This window comes from Limimaricola pyoseonensis (genome assembly GCF_900102015.1).
Classification (GTDB): domain Bacteria; phylum Pseudomonadota; class Alphaproteobacteria; order Rhodobacterales; family Rhodobacteraceae; genus Limimaricola; species Limimaricola pyoseonensis.
Genome location: NZ_FNAT01000009.1, coordinates 89,941 through 107,454 on the forward strand (window position 1 = coordinate 89,941; position 17,514 = coordinate 107,454).

Below are 17,514 nucleotides of genomic sequence, written 5' to 3' on the forward strand. Positions count from 1 at the left end.
GCCCATGGCCGCGCCGGAAGCGCGCGGCCATTGGCACCCACCGGGCATGACGTGCGCTTGAAGGACGCGGCGAACGGCACGGCGCCATGGCATGCATTGGACGCCGGGCAGGCCCTGGCGCGGGCCGGTGTCGGGCCGGAGGGGCTGTCATCGGGCGAGGCGGCAGCGCGGCTGCGGCGGCACGGTCCGAACCGCCTGCCCGAGGCCCCCGGCCGCGGCCTGCTCGCCCGGCTCCGCGGCCAGTTCGAGAACCTTCTGATCCTCGTGCTGATCGCGGCGGGCGCGGTCACCGCGTTGCTCGGCCATTGGACCGACTCGGGCGTCATCCTCGCCGTGGTGGTGCTCAACGCGGCGATCGGCCTCTGGCAGGAAGGCCGCGCCGAGAACGCTCTGGCCGGGGTGCGGCGGCTGCTGTCCGACACGGCCTCGGTGCGCCGAGACGGCCGGCGCGACAGCATAGCGGCCGCCGATCTGGTGCCGGGCGACATCGTGCTGCTCGAGCCCGGCGACCGGGTGCCGGCCGATCTGCGGCTGATCGAGGCGCGCGGGCTGCGGACGCAGGAGGCCGCGCTGACCGGCGAGTCGGCCGCCATCGACAAGCACACCGACCCAGTCCCGCCCGACGCCCCGCTTGGCGACCGCCGCTCCATGGCCTTCTCGGGCACGCTGGTCGCCGCCGGGCGCGGCACCGGCGTGGTCGTCGCCACCGGCCCGGGCAGCCGGATCGGGCGGATCGGCGCCCTGCTCGGCGCGGTCGAGACCACGGCGACGCCGCTTCTGCGCCAGATCGACCGCTTCGCGCGGCGTTTGACGACGGTGATCCTCGCCGTCTGCCTGCTGGTCTTCGGCTACGCGGTCGGGCCCGGCGGCTACGAATGGGACGAGGCCTTCCTCGCGATGGTCGGCATGGCGGTCGCCGCGATCCCCGAGGGGCTGCCGGCGGTGATCACCATCGCGCTGGCGCTGGGCGTGCAGCGCATGGCGGCGCGGCGGGCGATCGTGCGGCGGCTGCCGGCGGTCGAGACGCTGGGCGCGGTGACGGTGATCTGCACCGACAAGACCGGCACGCTGACGCTGAACGAGATGGTCGTGCGACAGGTCGTGACCGCCCCGGACCGACCGGCCGCGGAGATCGGCGGCGAGGGCTACGCGCCGCACGGCACGGTGACCGGCGACCGCAGCGCCGTCGCGGCGCTGGCGCGGACCGGGCTGCTGTGCAACGACGCCCATCTGCGCGCGGACGGCAGCGCCTGGCATGTCGAGGGCGACCCGATGGAGGGCGCGCTGCTGGCGCTCGCGGCCAAGGCCGGGCTCGACGCCGAGACCGAGCGCGCCGCGCATCGCCGCCGGCACGAGATCCCCTTCGACGCCGCGTGGAGCTACATGGCCGTGGCGACCGAGGGCCCGGGCGGCACGACGCTTCACGTCAAGGGCGCGCCGGACCGGCTGCTGCCGCACTGCACGCGGCAATCCGGCCCCGACGGCCCGGTGCCGATCGATCGCGCGGCCTGGGCCGCGCGGATCGAGGCGCTCGCCGCCAGCGGCCATCGCGTGCTGGCTTTCGCCGCGAAACCTCTCGAGGGGCCGGACGGGATCGGCCATGCCGACATCGCCGGGCTGACGCTGCTCGGTCTTGCCGGGTTCATCGACCCGGCCCGGCCCGAGGCGATCGCGGCGGCGGCCGATTGCCGCCGCGCCGGCGTCGCGGTGAAGATGATCACCGGGGACCATGCCCTCACCGCGCTGGCGGTGGCGGCCGAGCTGGGCCTCGACACGCAGGGCGGCGCGCTCACGGGGGGCGAGATCGCGGCGGCGAGCGAGGCCGAGCTGCGCCGCATGGCGCGCGAGACCAGCGTCTTCGCCCGCGCCGCGCCCGAGCACAAGCTGCGGCTGGTCGAGGCGCTGCAGGCCGAGGGGCATGTCGTGGCGATGACCGGCGACGGCGTGAACGACGCGCCCGCGCTCAAGCGCGCCGATGCCGGGATCGCCATGGGCATCAAGGGCACCGAGGCCGCCAAGCAGGCGGCGCGCGTCGTGCTCACCGACGACAACTTCGCCTCGATCGTCGCCGCCGTGCGCGAGGGCCGGACCATCCACGACAACATCCGCAAGGTGATCGCCTGGAACCTGCCGACCAATGGCGGCGAAGCGCTGGTGATCATCCTCGCCATCCTGATCGGCCTGCCGCTGCCGATCACGCCAGTGCAGATCCTGTGGATCAACATGGTGACCGCCGTGGCGCTGGGGCTGACGCTGGCCTTCGAGCCGCCCGAGCAGGGCGTGATGCAGCGCCCGCCGCGCCGCCCCGGCGCCGCGCTGCTCGACGGCGAGATGATCTGGCGCGTGGCGCTGGTCTCGGTGCTGTTCGGCCTCGCGGTGTTCGGGCTTTCGGCCTGGGTCGCGGCGCGCGGCGCGGATCTCGCCTATGCGCGGACGCTGGCCGTCGACCTGCTGGTGGTGATGGAGATCTTCTACCTCTTCTCGGTGCGCTACCTGCACATGACCTCCGTCACCCGGACCGGGCTGCTCGGCACCCGCGCCGTCTGGTTCGGCGTGGCGCTGGCGGTGGTCGCGCAGCTCCTCTTCACCTTCGCCCCGCCGCTGCAGGCGGTGTTCGGCAGCCGGCCGGTGTCGCTGGCCGACGGGGCCGTGGTGCTCGGGATAGGGGTGGTGCTTCTGGTGGTGCTCGAGGCCGAGAAGCTGCTGCGCCGCCGCGGCCGCACCGTCCCGGTCGCATGAACCCGATCCTGCGCCGGCCTCTGCTCGGCCCCGCTCAGGCGGCCGTCGCGTCGTCCCCGGTCTCGGCGGCGAGCCGGGCGGGGTCGAGGATCGAGATCCGCCGCTTCGCGTCGAGCGCGATCGCCCCGGCCCGGGCCAGCGCGCCGAGCTGTCGGCTCACCGTCTCCAGCGTCAGCCCGAGATGGTCGGCCATCGCCTCGCGGGTCAGCGGCAGGGCAAGCCGCTGCGGCCGCGGCGGCGGCACCAGTTCGAGCTTCGCCTCGCGCCGCGCCACCGAGGCGAGAAAGCTCGCCACCCGTTCGCGCGCGGACTTGCGGCCGAGCACCACCGCCCAGTCGCGCGCCGCGTCGAGCTCGTCCAGCGTCATCTCGAGGAGCCGCTCGGAGACATGCGGCATCTCGGCCATCAACCGCTCGAACGGCGCGCGGCGAAAGCAGCACAGCGTTAGCGCGCTCGCCGCCGTGACGTCGAAGGGCGCGGTCTCGCGCCCCGGCCGGCCGACGAAATCCGAGGGCATCAGCAGCCCCACCACCTGCACGCGCCCGTCCTCGAGGCTGTGCGACAGCGTGGCGACGCCGGTCACGACCGAACCCACGAAGGCCATCTCGTCGCCGGCCCAGACGACGCGCTGCCCGGCCTCGTAGCTGCGGTAGAACTTGACCTGTTCGAGCCGCGCCAGCTCGGCCGCGTCGCAGCGCGAGCACACCGCCCGGTGGCGGATGCCGCAATCGGCGCAACGCGGGCTGAGCGGATCCCGGGCCATGGCAACGTCTCCCTGCCACAGACGCTAGCACGAACCGGCATCCACCCGAAGGCAAATGCAGGCCGGGCGTCATCACGCCCGGCCTGCAGAATGAAACGAGCGGAAAAAGGGTCAGCGGCGGCTCAGGCCGAAGCCCTGCGACATGGCCCGATGCCCTTCACGCTCGCCGGCCAGGCCCGGCCCGAACGCGCCGCCGCATCCGGGCCGATCACGAGACATCCGATGTCGGCCGGCCAAGGCGCGGAGATCACGCCCCGAAGCCGGCCAGCCAGAGGTAGAGCGGCAGGCCCACCGTGATGTTGAAGGGGAAGGTCACGCCCAGCGACAGCGTCAGGTAGATCCCGGATTCGGCCTTGGGCAGCGCGATGCGCATCGCGGCCGGGACCGCGATGTAGGAGGCAGAGGCGGCCAGCACCATCAGCAGGAACAGGCTTCCGGTCTGCAGCCCGATCGCCGACCCGGCCGCCCAGCCCAGCAGCGCGCCGGTGAGCGGCATCACCAGCCCGAAGGAGAACAGGCCGGGGTTCAGCATGTGCCGGTTGGCCGACAGGCTCCGGCCCGCCGAGATCCCCATGTCGAGCAGGAACAGGCAGAGGATGCCGACGAAGGGCGTGACGACGAAGGGGGCGATCATCTCCATGCCCTTGTCCTGCGTGACCGCGCCGATCACAAAGGCGCCGGTGAGCAGCAGCACCGAGCCGTTGGCGAAGAGCTCGCGGGCCGGCACGCTGCCGGTGGCCTCCCTGTCGCCGGAATACCGATGCGCGATCCACAGCGCCGAGAGGATCGCCGGCACCTCCATGCTGGCCGCCACCGCGACCATGTAGCCGTCGAACGCCACGCCCGACAGTTCGAGCAGGCTGGTGGCGGCGACGAAGGTCACGATCGAGATCGACCCGTAATGCCCGGCCACCGCCGCGGCGTTCATCGCGTCGAGCCGGGCCATGACCCGCAGCAGCACGAAGGCGAGGAAGGGGATCAGGAAGGACAGGAGCAGCCCGGCCAGGATCGCGACCAGCAGCTCGCTGCGCAGGCCGTGCTCGGCCAGGCTATGGCCGCCTTTGAAGCCGATCGCCAGAAGCAGGTAGAGCGACATGAACTTCGCCGCGCCCTCGGGAATGGACAGGTCGCTGCGCACGAAGGCGGCCATCAGGCCGAGCACGAAGAACAGGATGGTGGGCACCATGAGGTTGCCCGTGAGGGTGTCGAGGACGGCGGACAAGGCGAGCTCCTTTCGGTTTCGCCCCCATTGCCGCAGAAATCCGCATAGCTTAAATACTTTGTAACAGCATTATATATAGCCTGGAGCTATGGATGAGGCCGACCCTTCGCCAGCTGGAATACATCGTCGCGGTGCACCAGCTCGGCAGCTTCAGCCTGGCCGCGGACACGCTGCATGTCAGCCAGCCCAGCCTTTCGAGCCAGGTCGCGGCGGTGGAGGCCGATCTCGGCGTGCGGCTGTTCCAGCGCGGGCGCGGCGGCACGCAGGCGACGGCGAAGGGGCTCGAATGCGTCCACCGGGCGCGGCGCATCTTGGCCGAGGTCGAGAACCTGCGCAGCGTCCTGACCTCCGCCCTGCCCTTCGGCGGGCGGCTGCGGCTCGGGGTGCTGCCGTCGATCGGGCCCTACCTTCTGCCGCAGGTGATGCACTCGCTGCACCGCGACCAGCCCGATCTGCGCGTCGTCGTGCGCGAGGAGAACACCCTGAGCCTCGACGAGGGCATCCGCAACGGGCGCTTCGACGCCATCATCTCGACGCCGGAGGATCACCCGAACACCTGGCAGCACCCGCTGTTCACCGAGGCGCTCTGGGTGGCGGTGACGACGGATCACCCGATCGCCGCGCTCGAGTGCGTCGGCGCCGCCGACCTGGCCGGCCAGCGCCTGCTGACGCTCGACACCGGGCATCGGCTGGCGCGGATCGTCTACGGCCTCGCGGGCCTCAGCGGCGGCATCGTGTCGGACGACTACGAGGGCACGAGCCTCGATTCCATCCTGCTGATGGCCGCCACCGGCGCCGGTGTCGCGGTGCTGCCCGATCTCTTCGCCCGCCGCCAGGCGGTCCACCGCAAGGAGGTCGTCGTCAGGCCGCTGGTCATGCCGGATGCGAACCGCGGCATCAGCCTGCTGTTCCCGAGGGACCAGCCCGCCGACGACAGCCACGACCACCTGATCGGCGCCATCCGGGACGCCGCGAGGTCGCTCGATCTGGCGGTGTCCGAACCGTAGGGGCTTGGAAGTTTCACGGAGCGCGATGCCCGGCCTCGTGGCGCGCGCGCCGGTTTGTCGAGATGAGGCAGCTCCGGCATCGGGCCTCTCGAACCTGACCGCGACACCCGAGGGCCTGCCGCCTCGGGGTCCGTTCAGTCGCGCCCTGTCATCCGAGGTTCAAGATGTTTGGCCAGGGCGTTCCCGCCCAGGGCTTCTGCCAAGGGTGCAATGCTCGACAGCGTCACCCGAATGCGCTGGACCGCCGTCTACATCCCGATCGGAGAGTCCGAGCCTCCCCCAGGACGGTCGGCCCACCGTGGAAAATCTTCCGCGTTTCCGTCGACCTTCACTGCAATCCGACGCTCCAAAAATTCCCTGAAACTCTTTCGTGCGCCGGTCCGTGTCTTGGGCATTGGCGGCAGGAACACACCGCCGCACAGGAAGGAACGAGAGAATGACACTGTCCAAGACACTTGCCGCCATCGCCCTGCTCGCCGCGGGTGCCGCGCATGCCGAAAGCCACGCCGAGACCGGCAACCCGATGGTCGGCGGCGCCGCGATGTTCCCGGAAATGAACATCGTCGAGAACGCGGTCAATTCCGCCGATCACACGACGCTCGTGGCCGCGGTTCAGGCCGCGGACCTCGTGGAGACGCTGCAGTCGGACGGCCCGTTCACGGTATTCGCCCCCGTCAACGCGGCCTTCGAGATGCTGCCCGACGGGACGGTCGAGACGCTGCTGCAGCCGGAGAACAAGGGCATGCTGACCAAGGTCCTGACCGCGCATGTGGTGGCCGGCGACATCTCGGCCGCCGAGATCATGAAGCAGGCGCGCGCGTCGAGCGATGGCTTCTACCATTTCAACGCGGTGTCGGGCGACGCGCTTTCGGCGCAGGTGCGCGGCGGCAACGTCTACATCTACGACGAAAGCGGCAATGCCGGTCGCGTGACGATCGCCGACGTGAACCAGTCGAACGGCGTCATCCATGTCGTCGACACGGTGCTGCTGCCGCAGTAATCTGCAGCGCCTGGAGAGTGAACACGGGGTCGTCGCCGCCGGCGACGACCCGATACGGGAGAGGTCCTCGCCATGAAACGCAGAACATTCCTGTTGTCCGGTGCCGCCGCATTCCTCCCGCTCCGCGCGGCGGCGGCCACGGGTGAATTCGAGATCACGCGCAGCGAGGCCGAATGGCGGGCGCGTCTGAGCGATGCCGAATACCGGGTGATGCGAAAGCACGCGACCGAACGCCCCGGCAGCAGCCCCCTCGATGCCGAGACACGGGCCGGCACCTATCACTGCCGCGGCTGTGATCTGCCGCTCTATTCGTCCGATGCGAAATACGACAGCGGCACGGGATGGCCGAGCTTCTGGGAAAGCCTGCCCGGCGCGATCGGGACGCGCCCGGACAGGAGCCTGTTCGTGACCCGAACCGAGGTCCATTGCCGCCGCTGCGGCAGCCATCTGGGGCATGTCTTCGACGACGGGCCGCAGCCCACGGGCAAGCGGCATTGTCTCAACGGGGTCAGCCTCGTCTTCAAGCCTGCATGATCGCGGCGATGTCGGGCGGGTCCATGTCGGCTCTGGGCTGATCGCTCTACTCTTTCTTTTGAGGGACTGCGCAGCCGGCCGTGCCTCCGGGTGACGGCCGAGCACTGCCTGCCGCGCACAGGTCCGACTGGTCAGGCCCGCCATGGGTTTCAGGTTTATGGCGGGCCTCATTCACTTGGCCGGAGATAAGCGCGTCTGGGCCGCCATCGCCTTGGCGAGATACCGCCCCGCCACATCGCTCCTTCACCCCGATCTCGATCGGCACCCGCGACATGGCGTGCGTGCCCTTCACCCCCACCCGGACACGCGCCACGAAAAAGAGGGCCGTTCTGAAACTCCGGCGGCGCGCGTCTCGTGGCTTCTTCCGATCCGAACGACGGGATCTGCAATCGGAAAGGACGAGACGATGAAAACAGTGATCCTCGCCACATGTCTTGCGATGACGGCCTCGGCGGCGCTGGCCGCAGGTCATGCGATGGCGCCCATGATCGAGGCCGAAGACCAATCCGTCGCGGGTGGGACCGTGAGCGCCGACACGGTCGTTGCCGGCGAGAACGGCTGGCTGGTCGTCCACCGCACCGATGCCGAGATGGCGCCCGGTGTGGTGGTCGGGCACGCGCCGCTCCGCGAGGGGGAAAACCTCGACGTCGCGGCCATCCTGACCGAGCCGGTCGCGCCCGGAGACATGTTGATGCTCATGGTGCATGCCGAGGACGGCGGCGTCGCGACCGGCATCTTCGAGTACACGCTCGGCGCCAAGGAAGACGGCCCCGTCCGTGTCGATGGCGAGCTGGTGATGAACGTGATCACCGCGCAGTAGCGCCGCGCCGTCTTCACCAATGGCGACCGCGCCGCTGGCCCGAGAGCACAGGGGCGCGGTCCCTTCATGGCGTGTGTCGGCCCCGGAGTTGACACGCCATCCGGGCGCAGGTTCTGCTGGCGCGATGACAACACCCGCGGATATCGAGGCAATGATCGCGCGCGTCGCATTGCGCGACACGTCCGCGTTCTCCGATCTCTACGATGCGACCAGCGCGAAACTCTTCGGCGTCTGCCTGCGTGTCCTGAAGGACAGGGCCGAGGCCGAGGACGCGTTGCAGGAGGTCTATATCCGGGTCTGGCGCAAGGCCGACAGATACGCGGTCACCGGCCACAGCCCGATGACGTGGCTGATCACGGTGGCCCGCAACCTCGCCATCGACAGGCTGCGGTCACGCAGGCAGCCGCGCGGGCAGATGGATGAAGCCGCCGAGATCCGCGATGACCGGCCCGGACCGGAAGAGGCCGCGCTCGCAAGCTCCGAACGGGCGGCCATCAAGGCCTGTCTCGAGACGCTCGACACCGACCGGGCCGAGGCCGTGCGGCGCGCCTATCTCGAGGGCGAGACCTATGCCGATCTCGCGCATCGCTTCGATGTCCCGCTGAACACCATGCGGACGTGGCTGCGGCGCAGCCTGCTGAAACTGAAGGATTGCCTGACCCGATGAGCGACGCGGAAGACAGAAACGACGACGAGGCCCTCGCGGCAGAGTACGTCCTGCGTCTTCTGAGCGAAGAGGACCGGGCTGCGTTCGAGGCCCGCCTGAAGGACGAGCCCGCACTTCGCGATCTCGTCCTGGACTGGGAAGCGCAGTTCGCCGGGATGGCGGACGAGGTCGAGGAGATCGCGCCGCCGCCACGCGTCAAGGCGGGCGTCCTCAAGGCGGTCTCGCCCTCAAGCGCGCGGCGGCCCGGGTTCTGGGCGATGCTTCTCGGCGGGCTCGCCGCCGCGGGCCTCGCCGCGATCCTGATCTTCGGCGGCGGCCTGTTCGAGCCGTCGGGCCAGCCCCGGCTGACGGCAGAACTCGTGAGCGAAGACGGCGCGGTCGTGCTTGTCGCGGGCGTCGCGGCCGACACGCAGGAGATCGTCGTCGAACAGCGTTCGGGCAGGCCACCCGAAGGTCACGTCTTCGAACTTTGGCTGATTGCCGAAGGGGCGGAGGCGCCGGTGTCCCTCGGCGTTCTGGAAGCCGGGCGGACCACGCGACTTGCCCTGCCCGCGGCCCTCGCCCCGAGCGTGCCGACCGGGGTGCTTGCCGTGTCGGAGGAGCCGCCGGGCGGATCCCCGACCGGCGCGCCGACGGGGGCCGTGGTGGCGACCGCGCGTCTCGCCTCCCTTTGACCGGCCCCGAGCGGCCTGTCAGCCACTGCTCCGCGACGGCCCGAGTGCAGGGGTTCGAGGACCGTTGCCCGGCCCTGCGAAACCTTCGAGGACGGGCAGCGAAGGACGGCCGCCGTCAGTCGCCCTCCCGACCGGCGCCCGCCCCGGCACGGCTGGCCTCGGTGGCGGGGGCGTAGGTGCGCGTCGCGAAGCCTTCCAGTGCGCGCATGGTCTCGGCGGACACCTGACGACCCGCGCTGGTCCGCACCGACGCGGTCGCCCGGTCATCGGCCGGAAACAACGCCACCGATCCCGCGTCCGCCACGACCAGCGCCGTCTCGTCGCCCGCAAGTCTCGGGGCGGCACCGCCCAGAACGAGCGATACGCCCTGCCATTCCAGTGCCACGGTCATCCCGGCGGTGCGGGCGGCCTCGTATGCGAACGGGGCCAGCAGGAGCGGCACCGCGATCTCTCCCAGGCGCAGTGTCGCCCCCTGCCCCAGCTCGTCGGCCCGGTCGCAGATCAGCGCGCCCGCGACGATCGGACAGAGCGGGCCGCGCCGGGCGCGCCAGACCCCGTCGAGCTGCCGCGGCGCAAGATCGGAATAGGGCTTGCCGTCGTTTCGGCGCAGAAGTTCGGCGAGAAGGTCCGGGCCGGGAAACCCGTGGTCGCTGAGCCAGCGCACCGCCTTGCCCGCCTCTTCGGCCAGGCCCCAGCTCATGCCGGCGCCGCGCGCCGCCTTGCGGGCGAGCGCCTCGATCTCGTTGAGCGAACAGATCATGACAGCGCCTCCGGCAGCGCGGGATAGGTCCAGCCCGCGAATTCCATCTCGGCCAGCTCGTGCGGGAACGGCGCGTTGCGGAACATGTTGATCCGCACCCAGCGATCGGAGCGGGGGTCGAAGTGGCAGGCGCCGAAGAAGGACAGCTTCGCGCGCAACAGATCGATGGGCAGGACCTCGGCGCCCACGGTGTTGTCGCGGATCTCGGCATAGGGATGGCGCGCCGCGATCTGCACCCGGCGCAGGATGTGCCGATGCTCGGGGTGGCGCAGCAGGAAATCCGCGACCCTCGCGTCGCTGGCCTCCCGCCCGAGCGCCGCGAACAGCAGCGCCGCGTCGCGCCCCGGCGCAAGCGGCTGCTCGTAGGCCGCGACCGGCTCCAGATGGCGCTCGCCGAGGCGCGGCTCGAGCTTCTCGGCCGAGACGTACCAGGCGCGGGCCTGCGCTTCGGGGCTGTTCCAGTCGATCCCGAGCACCCAGGCGTAGTCGCGCTCGAGGATGTCGCGCAGCCGCGCCACGCTCATGCCGCCATCGATCCGGAAGCCCGCGCTTTCATCCGCGCTCATGCGCATCGGCAGATCGTCGACCAGCGCGCCGTAGGGCTCCATCATCAGCGCCACGAGAAGCTCCTGCCCCTCGAGGCCCAAGGCGGTCTCGGACCAGAGGTAGAGGCGGTCCCAGGGCGACGCGCCCTCGAGCGCCCCGCTTTCGACATGCGCGTCGAGCCGGTCGAGATCGGCCTTCAACCCCGAGATCTTGTCGCGCTGGATCGGGTGCTCGGAATGCCAGTCGTCGATGTTGCGTCGGCCCCGGCGCAGCATGACCCGGAAGGCGGCCGCCTCGGCGGGCGAGATCGCGGGCAGCGCCCGGATCCGGGCCAGCGCCGTCTCGCGCGCCTCGATCCAGTTGTTGAGCAGGATCGGGTGGTTGAGCAGGAAAGGCGCCATGCCGAGACCGGTGGAGTTGCCGATCCCGATGCGGCGGCGCAGTGACGGGTCGAGCGCGACCGCGCGGTCGCCGCCCCTCAGGGCGGCGAGATGCTCGACGAGGTCCAGCACGAAGCCCCGGATCAGGAACACGGTCAGCATCTCGGCCTGGAACGGCGCCGCGAATTCGGGCCGGTCGCAGATGCTCTCGCGATCGGCGGCGCCGAGCTTGCCGGAGCCGTAGACGGCGGTGGTGCGCATCAGGTAGCCCACCTCGTCGACCCGGCCCGCCTCGGGCTGTTCGCCCCGACTCAGGCAGTCGACCACGTGGTCGAACAGCCGCACCGAGCGGTTGGCGCGGGACACGGTCAGCTCGCGCGCGGTGACGCGGCCGGCCTCCTGCAGGGGCACGTTGCGCGACAGCCGCGCGATGTCGGCGGCCGAGGGCAGCCCGTCGAACAGGGTGAAGGTGGCGTCCCAGGCGGTGGCGATGACCCGGTCCGAGCGCTGCTCGGGGGCGAGGTCCTGGGCGAAGGCCACGAGGCTGTAGCTGCGCGCGGGGCCGTGCATGGTGTAGACGGCGTGCCCCACGCCCCGCGCGTCGATCTCGAAGGCGCGGCGCTCGAAGCGCCAGTTCTCGGATTTCAGCCGCCGCAGCAGCACCCGCATGAAGGACAGCCGCGACTGGTGGAACGAGCCCATCCGCGCCAGCCGCATCACCGTCTCGGGCCGACGCAGCGCCACGTGGTCGGGGCTCAGCTGGTCGAGTTTCATCACGCGCCTCCTCTTCGCATGTTACCACGTATCGGTGCGGGCGGCCCGGCGCGGGCCGCCCGGCGACCGGATCAGCCGCGTTCGCGACCCTTGGCGACGGTGATCCTGAGCGCGTCCCAGAGCGAGGGCAGCAGCACCAGCGAGACCGGCACCGCCGTCACCACGATGAAGCTCTGCAGCTTGCCGACGCCGCCCGCGCCGAGCGAGATCAGGATGATCGCCATCAGCCCCATGCCGATGCCCCAGAACACCCGCACCGGCATCGAGGAGCGGTCCTCGTCCGACATGGCGACCGAGATCACGTAGGTCATCGAGTCGCCCGTCGTGGCCACGAAGATCGTCGTCAGCACCAGAAACAGCAGCGAGACGATGAAGCCCATCGGCAGCTGCTGGGTGATCGCCAGCAGCGCGGCGGGCAGGTTGAACCCCTCGAAGGCGGTCGAGACGGAGCCGGTCTCGGCCAGTTCGAAGGCGATGCCCGAGCCGCCGATGATGGTGAACCAGAAGGTGGTGATGACGGGGGCGACCAGCGACAGCATGATCACGATCGAGCGGATCGAGCGGCCGCGCGAGATCCGGGCGATGAACATCGCCATCAGCGGCCCGTAGCCCATGAACCAGCCCCAGAAGAACACCGTCCACCAGCCGAGCCAGCCCGGCTCGCCGAACAGCCCGGCCTCGCCGCGGTGGAGCGCCATGCCGAAGAAGTTGCCGATGTAGTCGGCGAAGCCCGCGAAGTAGCTCTGGAAGATGAAGACGGTCGGGCCGAAGACCAGCATGAACAGCAGCAGCGCACCGGCGAGGATCACGTTGATCTTGCTCAGGAGCTGGATGCCGCGGGTCAGGCCCGAGATCGCCGACAGCGTGTAGAGCGTGACCAGCCCGGCGATCACCGTGGCCTGCGTGAAGAAGCCGTCGGCGATGCCGAACAGGGCGTTGAGGCCGTAGCTGACCTGCAGGCCGAGAAAGCCGATCGGTCCGACGGTCCCGGCGACCACGGCGATGATGCAGGACGCGTCGGCGACGAGCCCGATCGGCCCGCGGATCGCTCGGTCCCCGAACAGCGGGTAGAGCAGCGTGCGCGGCGCCAGCGGCAGGCCCTTGTCGTAGTGGTAATGCATCAGCATCACGGTCGAGAGCGCGCCGAGGATCGCCCAGGCCAGGAAGCCCCAATGCATGAAGCTCTGCGCCAGCGCCGGGGCCACGGCCTCCGCCGTGCCGGCCTCGGCGCCGAACAGCGGCGGCGAGGACAGGAAATGCGCCATCGGCTCGCCCGCCGCCCAGAACACGCCGCCGCCGGCCAGCAGCGTGCACATGATCATCGCGCCCCACTGGAACACCGAGAATTCGGGCCGCGCGAGGCCACCCATGATAGCCCGCCCGCCGGGCAGCACGATCAGGACGAGGCCGATCAGGAAGGTCGCCAGCAGCAGGACCTGCCAGTAGAGGCCGAAATACCTGGCCGAGAAGGCGAAGCTCGCATCCACGATCGAGGACAGAAGCTCGAGGTCGAGAAGCGCGATCAGGCAGAAGACGGCGATGAAGCCGCCGGTGATCGCGAAGAGCGGCTTGTTGATATGGCCGGGGCCGGGCGTCGCCGCCGCGGCCGGGCTCTGGGTCTGGTCCGTCATTCCATCCTCCCTGAAGGAATTTCGCAGGTCCGTTCTGGTCCGGCGGCGCTATTCCGCCGCCGCCCTCAGCCCCGCCTCCCCCGCGGCGCCGAAACTCGTGTCGAAGAAGCGCAGCCAGTTCTCACCCATGATCGCGGCCACCTCCGCCGCATCGAAGCCCACGGCCCGCAGGCCCGCCTCGATGTTCGGGAAATGCCGGTTGTCCTCGAACCAGGCCGGCATGTCGGGAAAGCCGGGCGCGGCGGCCGAGCCCTCGCCGTAATCGACCCGCTTGGTCCAGCGGCCCATGCGCATCCAGTCGACCACGCTGTCGGGGTGGTCCTGGCACAGGTCCGAACCGATCCCGAGGCAGTGCGGCCCCACCATGTCGGCGGTGCGCGCGATCATCTCGCAGAAGCTCTCCAGCGTGCAGTCCGACTTGTCCCTGAGGTGATGCGGGTAGAGCGAGAAGCCGAGCATGCCGCCGGTCTCGGCCAGCGCCCGGATCACCGCATCGCTCTTGTTGCGCCGCGCCGGGGCCCAGAAGGCCGGGTTGGCGTGGGTGACGGCGATGGGGCGCGCGGAGTGCTCGATTGCCTCCAGCGTCGAGCGCTCGGCCGAATGGCTCATGTCGACCACCAGCCCGACGCGGTTCATCTCCCCGATCACCTCGCGGCCCATGCGGGTGAGGCCCGGATCCTCGGCCTCGTAGCAGCCCGTCGCCAGAAGCGACTGGTTGTTGTAGCTCAGCTGCATGAAGCGCGCGCCCAGCGTGTGGACGATCTCGACCAGGCCGATATCATCCTCGATGGGGCTGGGGTTCTGGAAGCCGAAGAAGATCGCGGTGCGCCCCTCGGCCTTCGCGCGGCGCACGTCGTCGCCGGTCCGGCCCTGGAAGATCAGATCGGGGAACGCCTCGAAGCGGCGGTTCCAGGCCTCGATGTTGAGCACGGTCTCGCGGAAGTTCTCGTGATAGGCGATGGTGACATGGACCGCGTCCACGCCGCCCGCGCGCATCTGGCGGAAGATCTTCTCCGACCAGTTGGCGTATTGCAGGCCGTCGATCCGGTGGCTCACTTCAACTCCTCCGGCGTGCCGGCCGCGATGTAGGCGGTCTTGACCGTGGTGTAGAACTCGGCCGCGTAGGCGCCCTGCTCGCGCGGGCCGTAGGAGGAATTGCCCCGCCCGCCGAAGGGGACGTGGTAGTCGGTCCCGGCGGTGGGCAGGTTGACCATCACGCAGCCGGTGCGGGCGTTGCGGCGGAAATGCGTGGCCCGCGCGATGGAGCGGGTGACGATGCCGGAGGTCAATCCGAACTCGGTGTCGTTCACCACCTCCAGCGCCTCGGCATAGGAGTTGACCTTGATGACGCAGGCGATGGGGGCGAACATTTCCTCGCGGTTGATCCGCATGTCGTTGGTCGTGCCGGTGAAGACGACGGGCGACATGTAGTAGCCCTCGGTCGCGAGGCTGAGGCGTTCGCCGCCGCATTCGAGCGTCGCGCCTTCGGATAGGCCCAGCGCGACGTAGTCGAGATTGGCCTGCAGCTGCGCCTCGCTCACCACCGGGCCGATCTGCGTGCCCGCCTCGAGCGCGTGGCCGACCTTCAGCGCCTTGGCGCCGGCGACCAGCTTTCTCACGAACTCGTCGTGCACGGCCGCGTGCACGACCAGCCGCGAGGAGGCGGTGCATTTCTGCCCCGTGCCGCCGAAGGCGCCGCCGAGCGCGAGGCTGACGGCGAGGTCGAGATCGGCGTCGTCCATCACCGCCAGCGCGTTCTTCGAGCCCATCTCCATCTGGATCTTGGTGAAGTTCTCGACCGCCGCGCGGGCGATGCCGCGCCCGACCGGCACCGAGCCGGTGAAGGAGATCGCGTCGAGCGCGGGGCTTTCGACCAGCGCCTGGCCGATCTCGCGGCCCGCCCCCATGACGAGGTTGAACAGACCCTCGGGGATGTCCTGGCGGGAGATGATCTCGGTCAGCGCCACGGCCGAGGCCGGGGTGAGGTTGGCGGGCTTCCAGATCACGGCGTTGCCGAAGGCCAGCGCGGGGGCGATCTTCCAGCTCGCGGTCGCGGTCGGGAAGTTCCACGGGCTGATCACGGCGACCACGCCCACCGGCTCGCGTCGCACGTCGATCTCGACGCCCGCGCGCACGCTGTCGGCGGTGTCGCCGATCTGGCGCAGGCATTCGGCGGCGTAATAGGTGAAGAACTGGCCCGCGCGGTGGATCTCGCCCTTGCCCTCGGCCAGCGGCTTGCCCTCCTCGCGCGAGAGCAGCTCGCCCAGCTCGGCGGCGCGCGACATCATCTCGGTGCCGATGGCCATCAGCACGTCGTGCCGCCGCTCGGGGCCATAGCTCGCCCAGACGGCCTGCGCCCGCTTCGCCGCCGCCAGCGCCTCGTCGAGCTGCGCGGCGCTGGCCTGCGCATAGCGGCCGACGAGCTCGGACAGGTCCGACGGGTTGCGGTTCTCGATCTCGCCGACCCCGGCGACCCAGGCCCCTGCGATGTAGTTGCGGTTGAGGTCGGTCATCGCGTTCATCTGCTGTCTCCTGTCTGGACCGGGCGTCCCGGACGTGGCTGGAGACAGTAGGCCCGAGCGGGCGGATTCAATCAAACGCGATTAGGTTGAATTTTCTTCAGCCAAACTGAATTCAGGCCGCGTCGCGCAGATCCGCCGTCTCGGTCTCGAGCACCCGCAGGAAGGCGCGGGCCGCCGGTGGCAGCAGGCGGCGCGGCTGCGACACGAGGTAGAGATGCCGGCGCGCCTCGCTTTCGGCGAGCGGCAGGAAGGCGAGCCCCTCGTCGTCCCGCGGCACGGCGCGGCGGGGCAGCAGCGTCAGACCGACGCCGCCGCGCACCAGCGCCAGCAGCGAGGCGGTGTTCGGCACCGACATCAGCGCGCCGTCGAGGATCGGGGCGAAGGCCGCGTCCTCGATCAGCCGGCACAGCCCGTTGGCGATGAAGTCGCGCCCGGCAAGATCGTCCCAGCCGACGGCGTCGCCGCGCGCGGCAAGCGCGTCGCCCGGCGTGCAGACCACGCCGAACGGGTCCGAGAACAGCAGCTTTCGTTCGAAACCCGGCGCCGCCGCGATGCTCGCGAGGCCGATATCGGCGCGCTCGCTCTCGAGTTCGCGCTGCACCGAGGCGCTGTCCATGTCGCGCATGTCGATGCGCACCTTCGGATGATCGCGGCGGAAATGCCGGATCACCGCGGGCAGGATCGCCGTCGCCACCGAGGGCGTGACTGCCAGCCGCACCTGCCCCGCCTCGGCGCGCGACAGCCCCTCGATCGCCTCGACCGTGCGGCCGAAATGCTCGATCTCGCGCCGGGCCTCGCCGTAGATCATCCCGCCCAGTGGCGTCAGGCGCGACTTGCGCGCCGTCTCGAACAGGGCGGCGCCGACATGCTCCTCGAACTGCTTGAGCATCATGGAGACGGCCGATGGAGTGCGGCCGAGCTGGTTGGCGGCCTCGTTCAGGCTGCCCTGCTGCACCACCGCGCAGAAGCAGCGCAGCATCTCGATCTTGATGGCCAACTTCAGACTCCCTGAAGTAGATTTCAGATAATGAACTTTGCCTGAAGCGGATGGGGCTGTCTACAAGACCGGCAGATGCCAGCTGCAAGGAGCGAGACATGACCGGCACCCTCAGGAAAATCGGCGGCTCATCCCGCTTCTCCGCGATCGCGGTCCACAATGGCCAGGTGCATCTCGCCGGGCAGGTGTCGCAGCTCAAGGACGGCGACATCGCGGTGCAGTCGCGCGACGTCCTCGCCAAGGTCGACGCGCTTCTCGCGGAGGCGGGCTGCGGCCGCGACGACCTGATCTCGGTGCAGATCTGGCTTTCGGACATGGCCGACTACGCCGGCATGAACGCGGTCTGGGACGAGTGGGTCTCCTCCGTCACGCCGCCGACGCGGGTCTGCGTCGAGGCTCGCATGGCGCAGCCGCACTACCGCATTGAGGTGCTGGCCATCGCCGCGGAGCGTTGACCGGATATCGGGCGGCATCCCGC

16 protein-coding genes are annotated in these 17,514 nt (G+C 70.2%); 8 read left to right on the forward strand and 8 right to left on the reverse strand.

Features of this window, described 5'->3' with window-relative positions:
• The first annotated feature begins 51 nt into the window (after positions 1-51).
• On the forward strand, positions 52-2,739 hold the full coding sequence (locus BLT43_RS16155; protein ID WP_090114530.1) for a cation-translocating P-type ATPase: 2,688 nt from the start codon (positions 52-54) through the stop codon (positions 2,737-2,739).
• 34 nt (positions 2,740-2,773) lie between these two features.
• On the opposite strand, the gene fnrL is transcribed toward BLT43_RS16155, so the two are convergent.
• A complete protein-coding gene (fnrL, locus tag BLT43_RS16160) occupies positions 2,774-3,502 on the reverse strand; it encodes a transcriptional regulator FnrL (RefSeq protein ID WP_090114532.1) in 729 nt (242 codons plus the stop codon).
• 247 nt (positions 3,503-3,749) lie between these two features.
• The gene (locus tag BLT43_RS16165; protein ID WP_090114534.1) at positions 3,750-4,724 is read right to left on the reverse strand and encodes a sodium-dependent bicarbonate transport family permease; all 975 of its coding nucleotides are present in this window, start codon (positions 4,722-4,724) and stop codon (positions 3,750-3,752) included.
• Between the two features lie 92 nt (positions 4,725-4,816).
• Between BLT43_RS16165 and BLT43_RS16170 the strand changes: the two genes are divergently transcribed.
• The 6 genes from BLT43_RS16170 to BLT43_RS16195 all read left to right on the forward strand — a co-directional run bounded on the left by BLT43_RS16170 (position 4,817) and on the right by BLT43_RS16195 (position 9,426).
• The gene (locus BLT43_RS16170) at positions 4,817-5,731 is read left to right on the forward strand and encodes a hydrogen peroxide-inducible genes activator (protein WP_090114536.1); all 915 of its coding nucleotides are present in this window, start codon (positions 4,817-4,819) and stop codon (positions 5,729-5,731) included.
• Between the two features lie 436 nt (positions 5,732-6,167).
• Entirely contained in the window at positions 6,168-6,731 is a 564-nt protein-coding gene (locus tag BLT43_RS16175; RefSeq protein WP_090114538.1) for a fasciclin domain-containing protein, read from the forward strand.
• Between the two features lie 72 nt (positions 6,732-6,803).
• Positions 6,804-7,265, forward strand: coding sequence for a peptide-methionine (R)-S-oxide reductase MsrB (msrB, locus tag BLT43_RS16180; RefSeq protein WP_090114540.1), 462 nt, complete (start codon positions 6,804-6,806; stop codon positions 7,263-7,265).
• 406 nt (positions 7,266-7,671) lie between these two features.
• The gene (locus BLT43_RS16185) at positions 7,672-8,085 is read left to right on the forward strand and encodes a DUF7282 domain-containing protein (RefSeq protein ID WP_090114542.1); all 414 of its coding nucleotides are present in this window, start codon (positions 7,672-7,674) and stop codon (positions 8,083-8,085) included.
• A 124-nt stretch (positions 8,086-8,209) separates the two neighbouring features.
• The gene (locus tag BLT43_RS16190) at positions 8,210-8,752 is read left to right on the forward strand and encodes a sigma-70 family RNA polymerase sigma factor (RefSeq protein WP_090114544.1); all 543 of its coding nucleotides are present in this window, start codon (positions 8,210-8,212) and stop codon (positions 8,750-8,752) included.
• A complete protein-coding gene (locus BLT43_RS16195; protein WP_090114546.1) occupies positions 8,749-9,426 on the forward strand; it encodes an anti-sigma factor in 678 nt (225 codons plus the stop codon). Before BLT43_RS16190 ends, BLT43_RS16195 begins: the two co-directional genes overlap by 4 nt.
• A gap of 115 nt (positions 9,427-9,541) precedes the next feature.
• On the opposite strand, the gene BLT43_RS16200 is transcribed toward BLT43_RS16195, so the two are convergent.
• The 6 genes from BLT43_RS16200 to BLT43_RS16220 form a co-directional block, all read right to left on the reverse strand.
• Positions 9,542-10,186 carry a DUF3726 domain-containing protein gene (locus BLT43_RS16200; protein WP_090114548.1) on the reverse strand — a complete coding sequence of 215 codons (645 nt, stop codon included), beginning with the start codon at positions 10,184-10,186 and terminating at the stop codon, positions 9,542-9,544.
• Entirely contained in the window at positions 10,183-11,886 is a 1,704-nt protein-coding gene (locus BLT43_RS16205; protein ID WP_207497615.1) for a hypothetical protein, read from the reverse strand. Before BLT43_RS16205 ends, BLT43_RS16200 begins: the two co-directional genes overlap by 4 nt.
• A 71-nt stretch (positions 11,887-11,957) precedes the next feature.
• Positions 11,958-13,517, reverse strand: a complete 1,560-nt coding sequence (locus BLT43_RS16210) for a BCCT family transporter (RefSeq protein WP_090114550.1) — start codon at positions 13,515-13,517, stop codon at positions 11,958-11,960.
• A gap of 48 nt (positions 13,518-13,565) precedes the next feature.
• Positions 13,566-14,573, reverse strand: coding sequence for a membrane dipeptidase (locus tag BLT43_RS16215; protein ID WP_207497617.1), 1,008 nt, complete (start codon positions 14,571-14,573; stop codon positions 13,566-13,568).
• Positions 14,570-16,030, reverse strand: coding sequence for an aldehyde dehydrogenase family protein (locus BLT43_RS19265; RefSeq protein ID WP_207497626.1), 1,461 nt, complete (start codon positions 16,028-16,030; stop codon positions 14,570-14,572). The genes BLT43_RS16215 and BLT43_RS19265 overlap by 4 nt, the downstream gene beginning before the upstream one ends.
• Positions 16,031-16,151: 121 nt before the next feature.
• Entirely contained in the window at positions 16,152-17,036 is an 885-nt protein-coding gene (locus tag BLT43_RS16220; RefSeq protein WP_090114554.1) for a LysR family transcriptional regulator, read from the reverse strand.
• Between the two features lie 98 nt (positions 17,037-17,134).
• Here BLT43_RS16220 and BLT43_RS16225 point away from each other — a divergent pair, with 98 nt between their 5' ends.
• Complete coding sequence (locus tag BLT43_RS16225) at positions 17,135-17,491, forward strand: RidA family protein (protein WP_090114556.1); 357 nt, start codon at positions 17,135-17,137, stop codon at positions 17,489-17,491.
• Positions 17,492-17,514: the final 23 nt, after the last annotated feature.